This is a genomic window from Shouchella phoenicis, assembly GCF_047238345.1.
GTDB lineage: Bacteria > Bacillota > Bacilli > Bacillales > Bacillaceae_D > Shouchella.
On record NZ_JBDFMQ010000001.1, the window covers coordinates 3,196,934 to 3,215,344 of the forward strand.

The 18,411-nt window shown below is 41.0% G+C and carries 20 protein-coding genes; 4 read left to right on the plus strand and 16 right to left on the minus strand.

What is annotated here, in order from left to right; all coding sequences use genetic code 11:
* Positions 1 to 16: 16 nt before the first annotated feature.
* The 5 genes from ABC361_RS17065 to ABC361_RS17085 form a co-directional block, all read right to left on the minus strand.
* Positions 17 to 424 (minus strand): NUDIX hydrolase, encoded by a 408-nt coding sequence (locus ABC361_RS17065; RefSeq protein ID WP_413075051.1) that lies wholly within the window; start codon positions 422 to 424, stop codon positions 17 to 19.
* A 3-nt stretch (positions 425 to 427) separates the two neighbouring features.
* A complete protein-coding gene (locus tag ABC361_RS17070; protein ID WP_413075052.1) occupies positions 428 to 1,414 on the minus strand; it encodes a phosphotransferase family protein in 987 nt (328 codons plus the stop codon).
* 87 nt (positions 1,415 to 1,501) lie between these two features.
* The gene (locus ABC361_RS17075; RefSeq protein ID WP_413075053.1) at positions 1,502 to 2,728 is read right to left on the minus strand and encodes an MFS transporter; all 1,227 of its coding nucleotides are present in this window, start codon (positions 2,726 to 2,728) and stop codon (positions 1,502 to 1,504) included.
* Between the two features lie 61 nt (positions 2,729 to 2,789).
* Positions 2,790 to 3,362 carry a DUF2087 domain-containing protein gene (locus ABC361_RS17080; RefSeq protein ID WP_413075054.1) on the minus strand — a complete coding sequence of 191 codons (573 nt, stop codon included), beginning with the start codon at positions 3,360 to 3,362 and terminating at the stop codon, positions 2,790 to 2,792.
* A gap of 73 nt (positions 3,363 to 3,435) precedes the next feature.
* A complete protein-coding gene (locus tag ABC361_RS17085) occupies positions 3,436 to 4,332 on the minus strand; it encodes a DUF2268 domain-containing putative Zn-dependent protease (protein ID WP_413075055.1) in 897 nt (298 codons plus the stop codon).
* Positions 4,333 to 4,719: 387 nt separating this feature from the next.
* Between ABC361_RS17085 and ABC361_RS17090 the strand changes: the two genes are divergently transcribed.
* Positions 4,720 to 4,944, plus strand: a complete 225-nt coding sequence (locus tag ABC361_RS17090) for a hypothetical protein (RefSeq protein WP_413075056.1) — start codon at positions 4,720 to 4,722, stop codon at positions 4,942 to 4,944.
* 249 nt (positions 4,945 to 5,193) lie between these two features.
* Entirely contained in the window at positions 5,194 to 6,093 is a 900-nt protein-coding gene (locus tag ABC361_RS17095) for an EamA family transporter (RefSeq protein WP_413075057.1), read from the plus strand.
* A 14-nt stretch (positions 6,094 to 6,107) separates the two neighbouring features.
* Here the strand turns inward: ABC361_RS17095 and ABC361_RS17100 are convergent, their stop codons facing one another.
* The 6 genes from ABC361_RS17100 to ABC361_RS17125 form a co-directional block, all read right to left on the minus strand.
* Positions 6,108 to 6,563 (minus strand): GNAT family N-acetyltransferase, encoded by a 456-nt coding sequence (locus tag ABC361_RS17100; RefSeq protein WP_413075058.1) that lies wholly within the window; start codon positions 6,561 to 6,563, stop codon positions 6,108 to 6,110.
* Positions 6,564 to 6,706: 143 nt separating this feature from the next.
* Entirely contained in the window at positions 6,707 to 7,384 is a 678-nt protein-coding gene (locus tag ABC361_RS17105; RefSeq protein WP_413075059.1) for a hypothetical protein, read from the minus strand.
* Positions 7,385 to 7,388: 4 nt separating this feature from the next.
* Positions 7,389 to 8,477: an ABC transporter ATP-binding protein gene (locus ABC361_RS17110; protein WP_413075060.1), complete on the minus strand. Its 1,089-nt coding sequence runs from the start codon at positions 8,475 to 8,477 to the stop codon at positions 7,389 to 7,391.
* Positions 8,478 to 8,485: 8 nt separating this feature from the next.
* A complete protein-coding gene (locus ABC361_RS17115) occupies positions 8,486 to 9,229 on the minus strand; it encodes a carbohydrate ABC transporter permease (RefSeq protein ID WP_255225408.1) in 744 nt (247 codons plus the stop codon).
* A 153-nt stretch (positions 9,230 to 9,382) separates the two neighbouring features.
* Positions 9,383 to 10,288: a carbohydrate ABC transporter permease gene (locus ABC361_RS17120; RefSeq protein ID WP_099303866.1), complete on the minus strand. Its 906-nt coding sequence runs from the start codon at positions 10,286 to 10,288 to the stop codon at positions 9,383 to 9,385.
* A 62-nt stretch (positions 10,289 to 10,350) separates the two neighbouring features.
* On the minus strand, positions 10,351 to 11,673 hold the full coding sequence (locus tag ABC361_RS17125; RefSeq protein WP_255223953.1) for an ABC transporter substrate-binding protein: 1,323 nt from the start codon (positions 11,671 to 11,673) through the stop codon (positions 10,351 to 10,353).
* 249 nt (positions 11,674 to 11,922) lie between these two features.
* Between ABC361_RS17125 and ABC361_RS17130 the strand changes: the two genes are divergently transcribed.
* The gene (locus tag ABC361_RS17130; RefSeq protein ID WP_413075061.1) at positions 11,923 to 12,882 is read left to right on the plus strand and encodes a bile acid:sodium symporter family protein; all 960 of its coding nucleotides are present in this window, start codon (positions 11,923 to 11,925) and stop codon (positions 12,880 to 12,882) included.
* Between the two features lie 109 nt (positions 12,883 to 12,991).
* The gene (locus tag ABC361_RS17135) at positions 12,992 to 13,723 is read left to right on the plus strand and encodes a polysaccharide deacetylase family protein (RefSeq protein WP_413075062.1); all 732 of its coding nucleotides are present in this window, start codon (positions 12,992 to 12,994) and stop codon (positions 13,721 to 13,723) included.
* 36 nt (positions 13,724 to 13,759) lie between these two features.
* On the opposite strand, the gene ABC361_RS17140 is transcribed toward ABC361_RS17135, so the two are convergent.
* The 5 genes from ABC361_RS17140 to isdE all read right to left on the minus strand — a co-directional run bounded on the left by ABC361_RS17140 (position 13,760) and on the right by isdE (position 18,403).
* Positions 13,760 to 14,863 carry a D-alanyl-D-alanine carboxypeptidase family protein gene (locus ABC361_RS17140; RefSeq protein ID WP_413075063.1) on the minus strand — a complete coding sequence of 368 codons (1,104 nt, stop codon included), beginning with the start codon at positions 14,861 to 14,863 and terminating at the stop codon, positions 13,760 to 13,762.
* 130 nt (positions 14,864 to 14,993) lie between these two features.
* Complete coding sequence (gene srtB / locus ABC361_RS17145) at positions 14,994 to 15,737, minus strand: class B sortase (RefSeq protein WP_413075064.1); 744 nt, start codon at positions 15,735 to 15,737, stop codon at positions 14,994 to 14,996.
* A 20-nt stretch (positions 15,738 to 15,757) separates the two neighbouring features.
* Positions 15,758 to 16,534 (minus strand): ABC transporter ATP-binding protein, encoded by a 777-nt coding sequence (locus tag ABC361_RS17150; protein ID WP_413075065.1) that lies wholly within the window; start codon positions 16,532 to 16,534, stop codon positions 15,758 to 15,760.
* Positions 16,521 to 17,504: a FecCD family ABC transporter permease gene (locus tag ABC361_RS17155; protein ID WP_413075066.1), complete on the minus strand. Its 984-nt coding sequence runs from the start codon at positions 17,502 to 17,504 to the stop codon at positions 16,521 to 16,523. The genes ABC361_RS17150 and ABC361_RS17155 overlap by 14 nt, the downstream gene beginning before the upstream one ends.
* Positions 17,501 to 18,403, minus strand: a complete 903-nt coding sequence (isdE, locus tag ABC361_RS17160; protein WP_413075067.1) for a heme ABC transporter substrate-binding protein IsdE — start codon at positions 18,401 to 18,403, stop codon at positions 17,501 to 17,503. Before isdE ends, ABC361_RS17155 begins: the two co-directional genes overlap by 4 nt.
* Between the last annotated feature and the right edge of the window lie 8 nt (positions 18,404 to 18,411).

The following is an 18,411-nucleotide window of genomic DNA, read 5'->3' on the forward strand; positions in this document are numbered from 1 at the left end:
GATACCTTCCTTTAAATTAAAGATCATGCAAGTAATTCCCATGCCCTCGGATTAAGTCATTTGAATCATATGGATCAATCCAGTAATAATGAAAGCAAACTTGGTCCTCGGCTCCGCCCCCTGTTGGAGCGAAGGACCATTCATCCCTCAACGGTTGATCCACTTGGACATGATAAAAAATGCGACGCTGAACCTGCCCGTCATCATTTTCCCACTCGTCTTCGGCAATTCGTTTCATCGATCTAAAATTCCGTAATCCTGTCTCTTCGGTAATTTCTCTTTTTATCGCATCATCCAACTTTTCATTACGCTCCACTGTTCCTTTTGGGACTTGAACACCTGCTTCTGGGTTCGAATGACGGAACACAAGGACCTGTTTCACTCCATCTTGATACCTTGTCACGTACGCATACACTTTTTTCACCATCTACTCGTCTAACCCAAAGCGAGCCAATAGCGTCTTGACCCATTTTTCAAAAGAGATGTTAATGGGGTTTCCCATCGCATGAAAGAATCCCCAATCAAGGACAAGCTGATGCAGAAGATGGATCCGCAAACGCTGTTGAACTTCTAGTTGGTCATTCGTTACATATTGTGAAATGAAAAACTTTCCAATCTCAACTTGCTCATGTCGGTCATAGTAGAGGATCATCTTCGTTAAATCGGTTAGTGGATCAGCAAAATAGCTATTGGTAAAATCAAAGAGACCACTAACTGTCCATTCGTCATTCTTTTGTTCGAGCAGGAAATTCCCTGGTTTGAAATCGCCCATAATAAAGCGCGGGTCCTTTGCTTTTGTGAAGGCTTCTTCTGCATTGAGGAGTTCGTTCATCAACCAAGTTTCATCTGCTTCCATTAAGGTTGAGTATTGTTTGGCATCATGAAACCAGTAGACGATTCGGTTAAAGAGCCAGTCTCTATAGCTGGATTCGAACGGTACAGTGGTATGTTTAATAGGGTCTAACTGACCATACGTTTCACCCTGCCAAGCATGCATTTCTTTTAACAAATTCGCTAACTTTCCTGCTATGCTCATCCGATCTTGATCGGTAAGTTCGCTTTCCAAATCATGTAGATGCTCTCCAGGTAATGTAGGCATGATACTGCAAGCAAACCCGAGTGGTTCCGCATCATGGTGAATCCGATATGGAATTGGTAGATTTACCGTTGTTTTTTCAGCTAAAGCATCAATGAAAAACTTTTCTTCTTCCAGTTGTCCTTCATAAACCGGGTTTCCCTTGAAGATCCAATTTCCTTTTGTGGATGAAACCGAAAGCGTCTGCTTCATCGCACCTTCCTTTGTTTCATTAACTTGAAGAAGCGTTCCTAAATGATGGATGGCGAGTAGTTGATTGATATTCGTTTCTGTTGGAAGTCCAATCGTTTTTGAAGTAAATAAGAGATTTGCGGTCAACTGAATCACGTCCTTTTTCATGCCAGACGATTGTATTCTACACAAATACATAAATTCCTTTGAAAACATGACGCTCCGTTTCTCCATTTATCTCTTATGACTTTGCTCCATCCCTCTTAGCTGACGCATAGAAGTTTTGATATCTAATCCATACACCAGTACGAAAAAAAACAGCGAAAATCCAATATACACAAGGCCAATTACAAAGGAGAGTTGAAAAGCAGTAAAACGTTCTGACAGAAAACCTCCAGCCACCATAGCAAGCCCTATTGCACTCGTTTGGACCATCGATAACGTTCCTGAGAGTACACCTCTTTTTGATGGAGGCAAGATTTTCATGACAACCGTATCAAAACAAATGTTACTAATGCCACCTACAAATGTGATGCTTATTGCTAAAAATAACGCTTGAAAAAAGAAAGAGGATTGGCTTAGTAAGAGATGTCCGATCCCTTCCAGTGCAATCATCATTACTCCGATAGATAAATAACTTCTAAGCCATTTCGTCACCTTCGAACTGAGTACAAATCCTAAACCTAGCGCCGCATACATCAAGCCAACACCCAGTTCCCCCCGCTCGAATTCATCAAGGGCAATCATATTCATAATGACATTATCTATACCATTCGCTAGTGGCATGAGTAGCATGATAAGAAAAAACACTTGTAGCGCGCGAATACTCGTAAACCATTTTAACGTATGAAAGAAAGAGAAATCGTCTTTTGCAAAAGGACGTTGTCGGTCCGTTTTTATATGTAAGATTGGTTTTAATACTAGAGCCGATACGAGCAAACAACATGTGTGTATTGCAAACAAAACCGATGTTTCAAGCCAAAAAGCAAGGATGCCACCCATTAAAGAACCAATTACGAGGGTATAGCCGACTAAATTTTGTTCCATCCCGTTAACGTTCAAGAGATTTTTCCTTCCCACAAGATCAGGAATGCTTGCGTAACGTACAGGCTTATAAACCGCGTTCCCAGTTGCAATGAGTAATGTACTTATGTACAACCATATCACCTCATCGTAAAGAACAGCTGCTAAAGGAAGGAGAGCAAAAGGTGATCGAATGATCGTTGACCAATATAAGAGCTTAATTTTATGATAACGGTCCGCCAACATACCACTAATAGGCGCAATCAAAATGGTTGGCAATACTTGTAGCGACAGCAATATGCCTAGCGCAAATCCTGATCCTGTTAGATAAAAGACAAGTGCAAAAGAAGCGACTTGAGCAAACCGATTTCCTATCTCAATTAAAAACAAACTCCAAAATAAAAACGAATACTCCTTTTCTTCCTTTAGCACATTCATGAGTTTCTACCTCCACCTAATTAGATAAATATCGAAATAGATAACAAAAAAGAGAACCTGCTTAAACAGGCCACATCTCTTTCGGATTTAATTCATACAGCTGATCATGACGGTACATAAAGTGGGACATAATAAGCTCTCGTCTTATCGTTGCGTAATCCTCGTGAAACGCTTTAAGGATGCTGTTTACGTCTGTCTCCTCATACTGTCGTCCTTCATCAAATTGTTGTGCCAACACTTCTAGAATAATAAGTCTCTTTTTTCGTTGGGCAGGCAATTGTGTCAACGTTCCGCCTCGATTAAAGAAATGTTTTCGTACAGATGCTTTATCTTCATTGGAAACGTCAAAGTACTCAAACCGATTATCTCCACCAATGCGTATAATTGCCTCTGCCATTTGCTTTAACTTTGTTTCATTTAAGTGAAAATAAATGGTGTTTTTCTCTCTTCGCTGGTAGATGACATCAATTTCTTTAAGTTTCGTCAAATGATGGGAAATCGTTGGTGGGGTTAAACCTAGCTTTCCAGCAATAGCGCCATTATGAAGAGGACCCGTTTTTAGCATACTAATAATTTGAATTCTCGTCTTATCCCCAACGGTCTTATGAAAATGAACCATTCGACTTAACTGCATTTTCACACCTCCATCTATTTAGATAATAATCTAATTAGATAAAAAAGAAAAGAGGAACGTGAAACTTGTTCCTCTAAAAAATCTTTGAACCTGCAAGAATTTCATCACTTGAACGTTTTGTCGCTTCAAAAATGGTCATGCCTGTTTGCTTTAAAAAAGCTTTCACGACGACATAGCCAACCGCATATCCAGCCGCAAATGACAGACCTACTGGTTGATATCCTTTTTCTCTCGCATATTGATCACCAAACATGTAGCTACTTACTTCCGCAAATCCTTTTACATTCAATGCATCTTTCATCACGGAAATTGAATAAGCTAAATCCTCCTCTTCTAAACCAATTGCCCAAGGACCTAGTTGATCGCTACCGTAAAGTTCTTCAGCAAAAACGTCTGCCAAGCCTTCAATAACAAGATATTCGCCGACCGTTACATCACCATGACTCCAGTCAAAATAAGAGAAACGAATATTATGATGGAACTCATGAGCAAGCAACCCTTCAAAACGGCTGGTATTTTGCTCATTCGGAAAAAGATGCACCATTATATAACCTGGTATACCACCAAAACCTGTGTATGCATCATGATGACTTAGTTTTTCAGCATCAGCTACATAAATGCCTAATTTAATAGCTTCAGCATTCACTTCTAACTTTTGATCTGTGGCGATGTTCAAAATATGCTCTAAAGCCTTTTTTCCACGAACATATGCATTCATCTTGCTTAACCGACTTAATCCTTCTTTTAATGTATCGTGATCATCTAATGATGCAAATCCCAACATGTTGGCAGCAAACACAACGTCATAACCATTTTCTTGCTTAGCCTTCATTGGGACCTGTAAGTAGTCCCACATTGGTTTTAATGACTTCATCATCTTATATCGAAAATAATCCTGCCTTTGCTCGACTGTCTCTATATGCATCAATTCTTCATATTGTTGCATTGTGTTTAGTACATGTATGACCATGGTATCCCCTCCTTTCATCACCATAATGGTTTACGTAACGTTAAGGTCAAGACGAATATAAGGCTGTCTTGATAAATTTGATTTACTTTTTTATACGCTTTTGCTATAGTAAAACCACTCCTTACGACGAGGAGAATTGTCTAAATAATTAATTTATATTATTTGGATCATCTTACAATCAAAATCAACAAAACCCCTATTGGTTCGCTAAAGGAAATAAACGTAAAAAAGCGAATACCAAAGAAGGCATCTTTTTTTATCTAAATAGGCATGAATTTACTTTTAATTGCCTAAAATGAAGATATGGCAAATCATCACAAAAGCAAAAGGTTTGCGATGATGCGAAAACAGGTACACACTAGAGTGAAAGGCGAAAGGGTGATAGGAATGGAACAAGCCATTGTTTATGATCTTCTAAATCAACAATTTTTACATGCCTTAAAAGAATTGGCCGCTCGACCAGCTGATGACGACCAAAAGATGGCAGCTGATATCTTGCGCTTAGTGACGGACAATCCTCAAGCCATTCATGTGATTGATAGCGACTATAAGGAAGCAACAATCATGGCATGCTGGACCCCTCAAATAAGCAGCCAATCTCATTGCTCCTAATACTTAAAGAAAAATAGAAGATTGTACCTTACGCTCATCGACGATGTTGATGAGCTTTTTACGAGCGTCTGTTTTACAGTTGTCTTTTTCAATGAGATCGTGTACAATCAAAAACGGTTAAACCTTATACAACGAATAAAAGTTTTTTATAAACTTTGTGGACCTTTTCAGAGCGATATTCGCTCTTTTTCCGCCACACTGGGCTTTTTGCCTGGTGTGGCTTTTTCTATGTATCAAAGGAGGGGAATTATGAAATCAACTTGGCTTTATTCATTAGCCGTATTAATCGGTGGTGCTTGCTTCGGCATTCTCTCCACTTTCGTAAAAATTGGCTATGCACAAGGCGCTGACCTTGTCCATGTAGTCATGACGCAATTCTTTTTTGGCTTTATTATTTTAGCTATTTTGCTCGCTTTTTCTACTCGTAAAAAAATCCCGCTGAAAACAGTATTAGCATTACTAGCCTGCGGGATCCCAACGGGGCTTACTGGTATTTTCTACTACCATTCGTTGCAAACATTGGATGCGTCGCTCGCCGTGATCTTTTTGTTTCAGTTTGTTTGGATCGGTTCCTTTTATGAATTTATATTCGCAAAGAAAGTTCCTTCAAAAAGAAGATTACTATCGATTGTTATTTTAATTGGTGGGTCAATCTTGGCAGCTGGCGTCTTACAAACGGCTGTGCAATTTGATTGGGTAGGCGCGTTCTGGGCATTATTGAGTGCGTTTTGTTCCGCATTATTCATGTATGTAACAGGCGTTGTTGGGACAGAGGTTCCAGTAGTTCAGAAGGGATTTATCATTTCAATCGGTGGATTTCTTTTATCGGCTCTTATTCTAGTTCCTAGCGCCGAGACACTCTCATTTGCTGGAATTGAATCAGGCTTCGTTGGGATTGCCTTTTTACTTGGCTTGTTTGGCATTGTGTTGCCACCTCTTATGTTTTCGATTGGAATGCCCAAGATTGGCTCAGGCCTTGGAGCGATTCTTTCAACCGCAGAATTACCTGTAGCGCTCATCTTATCAATCGCGTTACTAGGAGAGACCATTTTACCGATGCAGTGGGTCGGTGTCGCGATTATTTTCGCGGGGATCTTCTATGGCAATATTGAGCGCAAAAAAGTGCGTTATACGTACGCAAGGGATTAACCTTGCGTACTTTTTTAGTCTTTGATCGTTTTTGTCATTTTCACAATTTCCTGTTGATAGCCTGCATATTCATAGAAACGAACGGCATGCTCATTTGCTTTAAACACATCTAAAACGATTGTTTTCACACCTTGTTCTCTTGCCCACTGCTCCGCTTTTGTCATCAATTCCTTTCCTACGCCTCTTCCTTGAGCTTCAGAAGTTGTAGCGATGCCCGCTATATACACCTGCTGTTCTTTCGTAAAAAAATCTTGTTGTAAACCAACCTCGAGATAGCCTAAAAATTGGTCATCTTCTTCTGCCACAAATAGCTGGTGCGCACGATGTTGAATCGCATCTTCTAATAGTTCATTTTGTTTCTTCTCCATTGCCAGCTTATCTCGATGGTGCAATAAATCAAAATCCAAGAATCGACTCGACACGTCCAGAAGCTTCTCTTTATCTCTCATTTCAAACGCTCGTATGTGCATGTGACTGCTCCCTCGTTTTTAAGACTTTTCATTCTACTTTATTGGACGTGCTAAATATTTTCAAGAGGAGTAGGTACAATCGAAAAAACCTCCATGAATGATTGTTCCACTCATGAAGGTTCTATCTAAAGTTGTTTTAGCATTTAAACTGCCTCTTTCAGCTCGTTATCTGCAAGTAAATCGGTCTTACTGATCACGGCGCTCGTCATTCGGCTTAAGAAAACAGCAATCACACCAGGCAGCAACAGGGCATTCCCGACAATCGTAAACGCGAGTAAACCTGCGAACAACACAAGTTGGAGAAAACACCCCATTGTATACAGTGGATATTTCAACAATAATTTAAGACTCATGCCCATTGCTTTCGCTAAGCGGACGTTATATTTGATGAGCAGAGATACGGTATATAGCTGGCTTAATAGCACCATTCCTGCAAAATAGGTTTGGAAACAGGCAATCGCAAACGCCATATACGTTTGTTCTACAGACCAATGCCACCACGAAGCGACTAAAATAAATGTAAATCCTCCAAAAAGAAACGAGAGTCCTAGTCCTTTAAAGTACGATTTTCTTAATGCTTGTAGAAAAGTACGGATGAGCTTCACATTGTTATTTGATAATACGGCTTCCATACTCGCGGCTGCCGCTAACCATACTGGCCCGCCGATAAAGAGAATAAACCCAATCGCGAATTGCCAAGGTAAAAATAAAATAAACGGTACGCATAAAAGAGAAACGAGAAGGCTAATCGAGATGATTGAAATAATATGATGGTACATGTCTTTAGCCGTAATTCGTACTATCGACGTTACTGAAAACATTTCATCACCCTATTCTTTGTCTCGTGTCTATATCAAATAGATGCATTTTTTGCATTTGTAGCGTCATCTTCACACGCTCTCCTGCTTTCACAAAATTTTCTCCCGATGTTTTGGCAATAACAGAACAATGATTAAAAGAAAAATAAAGCAGGTTTTCAGCGCCTAAATGTTCAAATACGTTAACCGTCACTTCAACATCACCATGTTCATCAATGACCATATGTTCCGGTCGAATACCGAACATCACTTCACGGTCGACATAAGCTCGAACGTAGTCCCGTCGATCCTCTGGAATGGAAAAAATCGCTTCACCAATCTTTAATTCACTCTCAGAACGTACATAGGCTGGAATAAAATTCATTGCTGGCGAGCCGATAAATCCGGCAACGAACATATTTTGTGGACGCGCATAAAGTTCTTGAGGGGAAGCAATCTGTTGAACCTTCCCTTCATTCATGACAACAATTCGCTCTCCGAGAGTCATCGCTTCTACTTGATCATGAGTAACATATACAATGGTTGCCCCTAAACGCTGATGCAGTTCAGCTAGTTCAATCCGCATCTGCACACGTAATTTGGCATCTAAATTGGATAAGGGTTCATCAAACAGGAACACTTTCGGGTCTCGCACAATTGCTCGCCCTAATGCAACTCTTTGACGTTGCCCACCTGACAACTCTCTAGGCTTACGTTCCAACAATTTTTCAAGCCCTAAAATTTTTGATGCATACGCCACCTTTTCATCAATGATGGACTTATCAATTTTCATATTTTTAAGTCCAAAGCTTAAATTTTGCTCAATCGACATATGCGGATAAAGCGCATAATCTTGAAAGACCATGGCAATATCTCGATCTTTTGGATGAACATGGTTCACCACTTGCCCATCAATATAGATATTGCCTTCTGTTTGTTTTTCAAGACCGGCAATCATGCGTAAAGAAGTCGTTTTCCCACAACCTGAAGGACCAACAAACACCAAAAACTCTTTATCTTTAATTTCAAATGTGGCTTGATCAACAGCTGTAAACAACCCACCTTTTTTCGAGTCAGAAAACGTTTTTGTAATTCGATCGAACACAATTGTCGCCATTTTCCCACCTATCCTTTCACTGCACCAATCGTAATGCCTTGTAAGAAATACTTTTGTAAGGAGAAGAACAAGATAAACATTGGCAATGCTGCAATAACCGAGCCAGCCATCATTGCTCCAAAATCAGTCGCTTCCGCAAATTTAAAGCTCGCTAGCCCAATTTGAATGGTTCTCATTGAACTTGTTTGTGTGACAAGAAACGGCCAAAAGAATTCATTCCATGTTGCAACAAACGTAAAAATCGCTAGTACCGCAAGACCAGGCTTCGAGATTGGTAAGATAATTTTATAGAAAATGCGCCACTCACTACAGCCATCAATTCGGGCTGCTTGGATAAGCGTTGATGGCAATGTTGACATGTACTGTTTCATTAAAAAGATATTTCCTACCGTCGCAAACATCGGTAGCATAATCGCTGTATACGTATTTCCTAATTGCAGTGTGTTCACGACGATAATATAAACAGGTATGAGCGTTACTTGAGCTGGAATCATCATCGTGCCAAGCAACATCCAGAAGATTGTGTTTCTACCTGGAAATCGTAATTTTGCAAAAGCATAACCTGCTAGAGAACAGAACAATACATTCGTAAATGTTAGAACCGAAGAAATGAACAAGCTATTGCCGAGCCACCTCATTGCATCCGTTTCAGTGAAAAATCGGATGTATGTAGCAACAGATGGGCTTCGAGGGAACCACTCTGGCGAGAAAGAAGCACTGACAGCTGTATCTTTAAACGACATGACGAGCATCCAATAAAGCGGAATAAGTGTAATCACAATCCAAAAAATGAGAACCGCATAGCTTACCACTCGTGCACTTATACGCTTGACGTCTGTTCGCTTTTGCGCTGCGTTTTTTTGATGAAAAGTAGGCTGATCCATCTTATCGACACGCCCCCTTTTTTAAAATTCTACGTCGCTCGACATTAATTTGAACTGAAAAACCGACGCTAAGATGATCACAATTCCTAGAGCAAAGGATTCCGCCGCTGCTAAACCAAACTGGTAATATTCAAATGCATGTACATAAATTAAATACGCAATCGTGGTCGTCGCAAAATTCGGCCCCCCTTGTGTCATTAAGTAAATACTCATAAACACTTGAAACGACCCAATTACCCCCATCACTAATAGATACAAGGTTGTCGGTTTTAATAACGGCATTGTAATATTACGAAACTGTGACCACGCACTGGCATGATCAATATCTGCCGCCTCGTACAATGATTTTGGGATGCCGCCAAGCGCTGCTAAATACAAGATAATTCCTGCACCATGGCCGGTTAACCAACTCATGAGAATAAGTGAAAACAGTGCTGTACTTGAACTTCCTAGCCACATCTGATTATCAAGACCAATAGAGCCGAGTATCATATTTAGAAGCCCCATATTGGTAGGGTCATAGATCCAAAACCAAACCAGCGCCATCGTTACCCCTGAAGCAACCGTTGGCAAGTATAAAGACGCTTTGAAAAAGGTCTGCACTTTTTTCCCTCTAGGAAAAATGAGAACCGCAAGTACAAGCGTAATGCCCACGCTGACAGGAACAGTGGCAACTGTAAAAATAAAGGTATTGCGCATAGAGCGCCAAAATATATCGTCTTGAACCATAGTTTGATAGTTTTCTAAGCCAATAAACGTAGAACCCATTACGTGGTACTGTTGGAAACTCATAATAAATGCGTATATGACCGGGATAAACGTAAACAGTAAAAACACGAGAATCGGAACGAGAATAAAGACGTAACACCAGCCATAATCCCTTAAAAATAACGTTAATTTAGATGGTGCCTGTACGGTTTCTGCCATAAAAAGCACTCCTTTATAAAAAAGTAGAGGAGGTTCGAACATCCTCTACTTTTTCCTGTTGATTACGGTTGATAGTTTGCAGATTCTGCTTCTGATTTAAACTTATCTAACGCTTCTTCAGGTGACAATTCACCACTAATCAACCCTTGGAATGTCGGCACAACAACTTGTGTCTTAAACATATCGTCTTTCGCTGCAAGTTCACTAGAGATTGAGTTTGGTGGCAAGACACTGCTAGCAAGCCTTTCAGCAGCTACTGTATTTTCTGGAGATAACGGCAGTTCATAGTTATCGGCAGCACCTTTGTGAATAATCGGTAGAGCCAAAGCTGAAGACGTTTTTCCGATTGCGTCTTCTCCTGCTAAGTGTTCAAGCACCTTCACACTATTCTCGACATGTGCATCATCCGCGTTGTTTTGTTTAAATAATAAGTATCCTTCTGCGCCACCTTGCGCCACTTCTTCTTGCCCTTCCTGATGGGGAATTGGCAGCAAGACAAAATCTAATTCTTCCCCTTCCGTTACACCATCTTGAATTTCTTGATTACGTAGTTGCACCATCGCATCTGCATAAGGAATGGCTCGACCGTAAAAAAGAGCTTGGTAGTTGTAATACATTTCTTGTCGTTTGGCAGCATCAATCGCAGCCGTTTCAGCTGGCATAATACCGTCATCTCTTAACTTCACGATGAACTCCATTGCCTCTAAAATTTTTTCATCGTCCCACTGTACGCCTTCTTCAGTCATGCGATAAGGGATGCCATTATTCCGAGCTAGATGATCCAATAATTCTTCATCTACACCTTGAAACACAAATCCATATTGAGGATCACCTTGATCGTTTTCTTGTTCACCAATCGATGCGAGTTCATAAAACTCATCCCATGTCCAACCTTCTGACTGAATTTTCTCATAATCGACGCCGTATTCTTCAAGGAGTGCTTTATTTCCACCCCATACATGCAAGTACTGATAAAGCGGTAAGCCGTACATCGATCCTTCTAACGTCATATGGTCAAGCGCAATGTCATCATAATCGTTTAAATCTATCGATAGTTTGTCATCTAAAGGAACTAATAGACCGGTCTCCTTATATTTCCCAAGTGGTCGACCAAAATATAAATCAGGTGGACTCCCTGAATTTAACGCAATATCAAACTTTTGTAGGCCTTCCGCCCAAGATAAGATCTCATATTCGACTTTAATCGAAGGGTTTTCTTTCTCAAACTCTTCAATTGATTCTTTTAGCTCTCCTTCATATTCACCATGAACAGGATACGTCCACACTTTAACGACATCTTGCTTTTCTGCATCATCCCCGCCACATGCCGTTAGTGCGACAAGCATCATGCCAGTAAACACCGATCCTCCGAGCAACTTTTTCACTTTTTTCTCCCCCTTTTCATCTAAAGCAAGCCCGCTATTTTGCCCCTCCTTTTAAACGTAGATAGTAAAGTGTATGTCTCACACTTTGCGTACATACCATTTTAAACGGAAACAATATAATGTTATCGAACTAAATGAATGAATTACTATTTCAAAAAAATGATGACGGTCAACCTAACTATCTGTATAATGTTGTACACACAGAGAGAACAAAAGTATTCTCAAAAGAAACTATTTGGGGTGAAAGTCATGAAGTATGTAGAAACCGTTAGTTCATTCGCAGGAAAATATTTTGTGTTTTTCGTTATTGGAGCAAGCATTCTTGCGTTCCTAGTACCTGAACCATTCTTACCTATAAATAGCTACGTTCCTATTCTTTTAGGAATTATTATGTTTGGGATGGGCATGACCATTAAACCAGTTGATTTTAAAATGGTAGCGAAACACCCACTACCCGTTATGCTTGGACTGATTGCCCAGTTTACGATTATGCCGTTAACGGCTTTTGCGATTGCTTTTTCATTAAATCTTCCGGCAGAACTGGCAGCAGGCCTTGTTTTGCTTGGTTCAGTACCAGGAGGAACGTCCTCAAATGTCATGGTGTATCTCGCAAAAGGAGATTTACCTTTGTCGATTACCATGACATCTATTTCAACACTCGTAGCACCTGTCGCAACGCCAGCGATTCTTTATGTCCTTGCAAACCAATGGATGCCTGTGCAGTTTTGGGATATGTTTACAATGATCGTACAAGTCATTATTATACCTGTTGCACTCGGGGTCACCATTAAACGATTTTTGCCGATTATTGCGCGACAAACAGAAAAAGCGATGCCTCTTGTTTCCGTATTGGCAGTTCTTGCTATTTTATCGGCTGTTGTTGCAGCAAATAACGAGACGCTTGCTTCAACAGGACCTGCAGCATTCATCGCTGTCATGCTACACAATGCGTCTGGTCTAGCACTTGGCTATGGCGCAGCTGCCGCCTTTCGTCTAACACCCAGCCAACGTAGGGCTGTTTCGATTGAAATTGGTATGCAGAACACTGGTCTCGGTGCGACGCTTGCGACAGCCCATTTATCACCTCTCGCCGCCATACCGAGCGTGATAGGTGCCGCTTGGCATAATTTCACTGGAACCATTATGGCAACTTATTGGTCACGTAAACAGTTAAACAAGAAGGACGAATCTGTTAAGAAAAGTGCATAAAAATAAAGCGGGCCATTCAATAGGCTCGCTTTTTCATCTTTCTTTTAACACAATGAATAAGGATGAATTTTCCTCACATACTACATATATGAATGAGGAGGGCTAGAGAATGAAACGACAGATAGCACTAGTCATGTCAATTGTGATTGGAATGATATTCACATGCTCACCAATCAGTTTTGCTTCTGTAAAAGAACGCCATGAGTATGAACAGACAGGAAAAGTGTTTTGGGAGGCCAATACAGAAGAAGCCAACATTGCGTTAACATTCGATGATGGCCCTCACCCTGCCAACACACCTGAACTCCTTGATATTCTTAAGGCCTATAATGTAAAAGCAACCTTCTTTGTCGTTGGAAAATGGGCTGAAGAATACCCTGAAATTGTACAGCGAATGATTGATGAAGGACACGAAGTCGCAAATCACACCTATTCTCATAACTACGATGAAGCGGTGACAAAAGATGTTTTAATGGAGGAAATTGATCATACGAATCAAATTTTAGCTGAGACCGTCGGCATTCGCCCGTCCTACTTTCGTCCTGTTGGTGGCTACTATACCGATGCCATTATTGACGCAGCCCTCGATTTAGATCAGAATGTGTTGCTGTGGTCGTGGCACCAAGACCCTCGAGATTGGGCAGGTACCCCCACAAAGAAAATTGTGAGCCATATTATCGAACATGCGCAAGCAGGAGATGTCGTTTTGCTTCATGATGGTGGCGGAGATCGACAGGAGACGCTACGAGCGGTTAAGTTAGTCATTCCAATTCTAAAACATCAAGGCTATCACTTCGTTACAGCATCAGAACTTCTTCAGCCAAATCCATTGATGGAATAAAAAAAGCAAGGCCTCCCCTTAGTAGGCCTTGCTTTCTTACTTCAAATGAAAAAATTGTAGCAGGCGGTCAACAAATGTGAGCTCGTCATCCTTTTCTTCAGGACGTTCAGCTTGCTTTTCAGCTTGCTCATCTACAACCTCTTTTAGTGGCTCCGAACGAATGATGTGATCGTCGTCTTCTATAATGAGCGCACCATTGCGGATATCAAACTGCAAGTCTGCATCTTTCTCATACGTTACGGATGTAGCATGCTCAAGAATATATTCATTCCCGTCTAAATCTTCAAAATGCCGTCCCTCTTCCATCGTCTTTGTATCAAACGTCTCCATACCGTACTCAAATAGTAATTTTGTATCATTATATATAGCTGTATTTGTTGGCGCATTAAGGTTAACGGCTATCAGTTCGTCATCCTCAGTCTCATACGTCGTCACTAACGTAAAGCCAGACTGTGACACAAATCCATTTTTCACACCTGTTATCTCATCGTGATCACGAACGAGTTGATGATGATTATAAAGAGTGGTTTCCCATCCTTCTCCTTCCCAATCTAACTCTTCTGTCGCGACAATGTCTCGGAACGTCTCATTTTGCATCGCATATCTTGTAATCTCTGCCATATCTGATGCTGTTGTGTAATGATCGTCATCGTAGAGACCATGTGGATTGGTAAAATGTGAATCGTCCACACCAATCTTTTCTTTAACGAATGTGTTCATGTCTTCCGCAAATGCCTCTTCGCTTCCTGCCATATGCTCCGCAATCGCCGTACCAGCATCATTTCCTGAGTTGATTAACAAGCCTTGAACAAGTTGCTCGAGCTCCATCTCTTCATCTTCAAGTAAAAAAACGGATGTTCCAACAACATCGACAGCCTCTTCACTGATTGTAACGACATCATCAAGCTTACCTTGTTCAATCGCCATAATACCAGTTATGATTTTGGTAATGCTTGCCGGATACATTTTTTCATTAGCTTGTTTATCATAGAGTACATCCCCTGATTTAGCACTCATTAATACAGCCGATTGACTATGTAGATTCGGCTCATCTCTTGTTTGAGCATTGGCCGAAGTTGTTGTAGCAAGTATGACGGTGACCATCATTCCACAACACATACTAAGTAATTTGTTTCTCATGACGTTTTCCCCTTCGACTTTATTCTACAATTTCCCCAACTTATATTAAAGCAGAAGAAGATCAAAGGAATGTGACAATGAGATAACAATTTTGTTTCATCTTTTTCAAACAGTTCGTTTGTGTTTCCTTTTAACTATTGACTTCAACAAGCTTGCCATGAACGACAAACCGACCATCCTGACCTGCACCGTCATCACAAGTAGAAAATGTAATGATACGATCGTTATTTGTGACCTCGATCGAAGAAGAGTGAATGGACCGCTCCTTAATATCCTCTAAAAAGCTACCGTACGCTTTGTCATTTGCAAAGTCCGTTTCGATGTAATAGAAGTCTGTCGTTGTGTAATAAGCTGAAAAAATCTCAATGTTATATTGCGATTCCTCTATATCAAAAAAGTGGTCATTCGTTTGCGAAAAAAAAGTCTCATCCGCAAATTGTTCTAGATCATGAAACATGGTTCCATCACGCATATGGTGCCCATAAAGAATTGTATGCTGGCTCTCTTCAATGGAACGATTGCGATAATCCATAAAGATACTGCCAGCTCTGTTTCGTTCATCTTTATAATTTCGATTTAAGTAGTAGTCATTATCATCCGCTCTCATAACAGGATATTCAATCGCAGTACCAGCAATTGATAACCAACCAACGATATGTTCATTAACGGCGTGAAGGGAATCAAAGGGATTTTCTCCAACCACCTCGGCTTCACTCTGTCTAGCTTCTCGAGGCTGACTATACAGCTCTTTCGCATCTAGCAGCGTTTGCTTGTTTTGATAAGAGTCATAGCCAATCCATAGAAGATGCCCAGTGGCGTAAAGAAAAATAAGCGCAAAAAGAACGGTAATGCTTCTATTTATGATCCGTTTCATCGTTCACACTCCTTCTTTTTTTACACTTTGCCTGTTGGAATGAGCAATGGTTTTCTTGTTTCCTGATCTTCAACAACTCTTGCTTTCACCCGAAACACCTCTTCAATTAATGAGGAGGTCATTACCTTCCGCACGTCCCCTGCAGTAACAAGCTTACCCTGTCTCATAACCCAAATGTCATCGCTATATTGTAAAGCTTGGTTTAAATCGTGGATCACCATTACAATCGTTTTTCCCTGCTCTTCTTTTAACGATTGAATTAAATCGAGCAATTCATACTGGTGATACAAATCCAAATAGGTCGTTGGTTCATCTAATAATAAAAAAGGCGTTTGTTGAGCAAGAGACAACGCCAGCCAGACCCTTTGCCGTTCTCCACCAGACAAATGCACCACAGGCCGATCTGCCATCGCTGATAAGCCAGTCACCGCAAGCGCTTCAGACACAGCTCCTTCATCTTCTGTTGACCATGGTTTAAAACGATCACGATGTGGAAACCGTCCATATGCGATAAGACTTCGGACACTCAAATGCTGCGGGATTTCATTTTGTTGATGCACAACGGCCAATTGTCGAGCCCATTCTTTGGTCGAATATGTGTGAACTGCTTGTTCATAAAGGCTAATCTCTCCTTGTTTGGCTTTCAATTGTCTTGCCAATAGAGAGAGCACAGTTGACTTGCCACTGCCGTTCGGTCCGACAATGGAGGTGATGTTCCCAACTTGAATCGTTGCGTTGAATTGGTTAATAAATGATTGATTTTTCGCATAGGAAAAAGACACATTATGTATGTTCATGATGCATCCGCCCCCTCACAAGTAAAAAGATTAGAAATGGTCCGCCGATAATGGCAATCAAAATGGATGCAGGGATTTCATTTGGTGCTAGCACAAGACGTCCTAACGTATCAGCAAGCAACAAAATGGAAGCTCCTGCTAACGCACAAAATGGGATGAGTACACGATAATCGGACCCAACACATTGTCGACCGATATGCGGAATGAGCAATCCTAAAAAGGCAATGACGCCTGCTACAGCCGTTGCAATTGAGGCTAAGACAACCGCTACAACGGATACAAGAATTCGTGTTGTCGTTACTTTCATTCCAATACTTAACGCGGTTTTATCGCTTAATAGCAGACGGTTGCATGCACCATATAGAAACATCGATACTAGGATTGCTACACCACCGTAGAACATCATGATGGTTGCATCTGTCCATGTTTTCATTGAAAGTGTGGACGTTGTTGCGGCAGAAATGCTCGTAACCGAGTAACTACCACGGTAGTTGAACACTTCAGACAAACCTGTAAACGTGGCGTGTACCGCAATCCCGATCAAGATGAGTTTTAAAGGATTCAAGCCCCCTCTGTATGCAAGACTATAAACAAGCATAAATGCAAAAAGCCCACCCATAAAAGCAAATAACGGCATAAAGAAATACAGCTGTGGATAGATCGTCACAAATAGCAATGCTGTAAAACTAGCTCCTGACGAGATGCCGATAATACTCGGATCAGCAATTGGATTTCTCATGACCGCTTGCATAAGTGCGCCTGAAATCGCGAGTGCTGCGCCTGCAAAACTTGCAATAATAATACGAGGGAACCGCAAATCATAAATAACGTTCACTTCTTCATCTGTTTTTGTCCACACACCTTCAATTAGTTGCGGAAGAGGGACACGGATACTCCCGCTCATAACTGACACATACAAAAGAAGAAGAAAGGTACTGACTAAAATCGTGAAGATGATTGTCTTCTTCACCCTTCTCCTTCCTCCGGATAGAGCATTTCCTCAAGCGCATCCAGTGCTTCGAGCACCGCGATGTTTCCCGTTGTTCCAAATAATGATTCCTCTAAATCATAGACGCGCCCTTTTTCCACTGCACGGAAATGCTTCCATACATCATTACTCTTAAACTCTTCATCAAACATTTCAATCACCTCTTCTGGCATCCCATGAGCCGCACGTAAAATGATATCTGGGTTCGCTTGCTGTAAATATTCCGTATTTGATGCCAAGTACTCGACATTCTCATCTGCTTCAACAGCTAACGTTCCACCTGCTAATTCTACTAAATCACCAATGTATGAGTGCTCTGTTGCCACTAAATAGCTCCCAGGTACACCCATCAAAATGAGAACAGAAGGTTCATCACGATCCGCTCTCTTGTTCTCCAGCTCAGCCAATCGCTCATCAAAACGTTCTACTAATGCCGAAGCCTCATTTTCCCGGTCATAGCGTTCTCCAATTCGCTCAATCTCACGACTCATCTCTTCCACACTTTGAAAATTTAAAAACTCTGCTTCAATCCCTGCTGTTCTAAACGATTCTTCTAAATCAACTTCTAAGGTTGTCACACTCCAAACAACATCTGCTTGAAGTTGACGAATTTGTTCAACATCAGGACTCATGGGATTTCCTAATTCCGTGACATGATCATAGCGTTCTGGTAAAGCCTTATAACTACTAGGGACTCCAACAAGTTCTAAATCTAACGCATCTGCTAACTCCGTGGCGGAGACGGTTGTTGCTACAATCCGATCTTCTTGAACGGCAGCAGATGAAGGGGGGACTCCCCCTTCAATTGGATCACTTGCTGGTTGACATGCTCCTATCATAAAAACGCTAGTAAGCCCGACGCCCAAAAGTGCTTTCTGCATGCAAATCC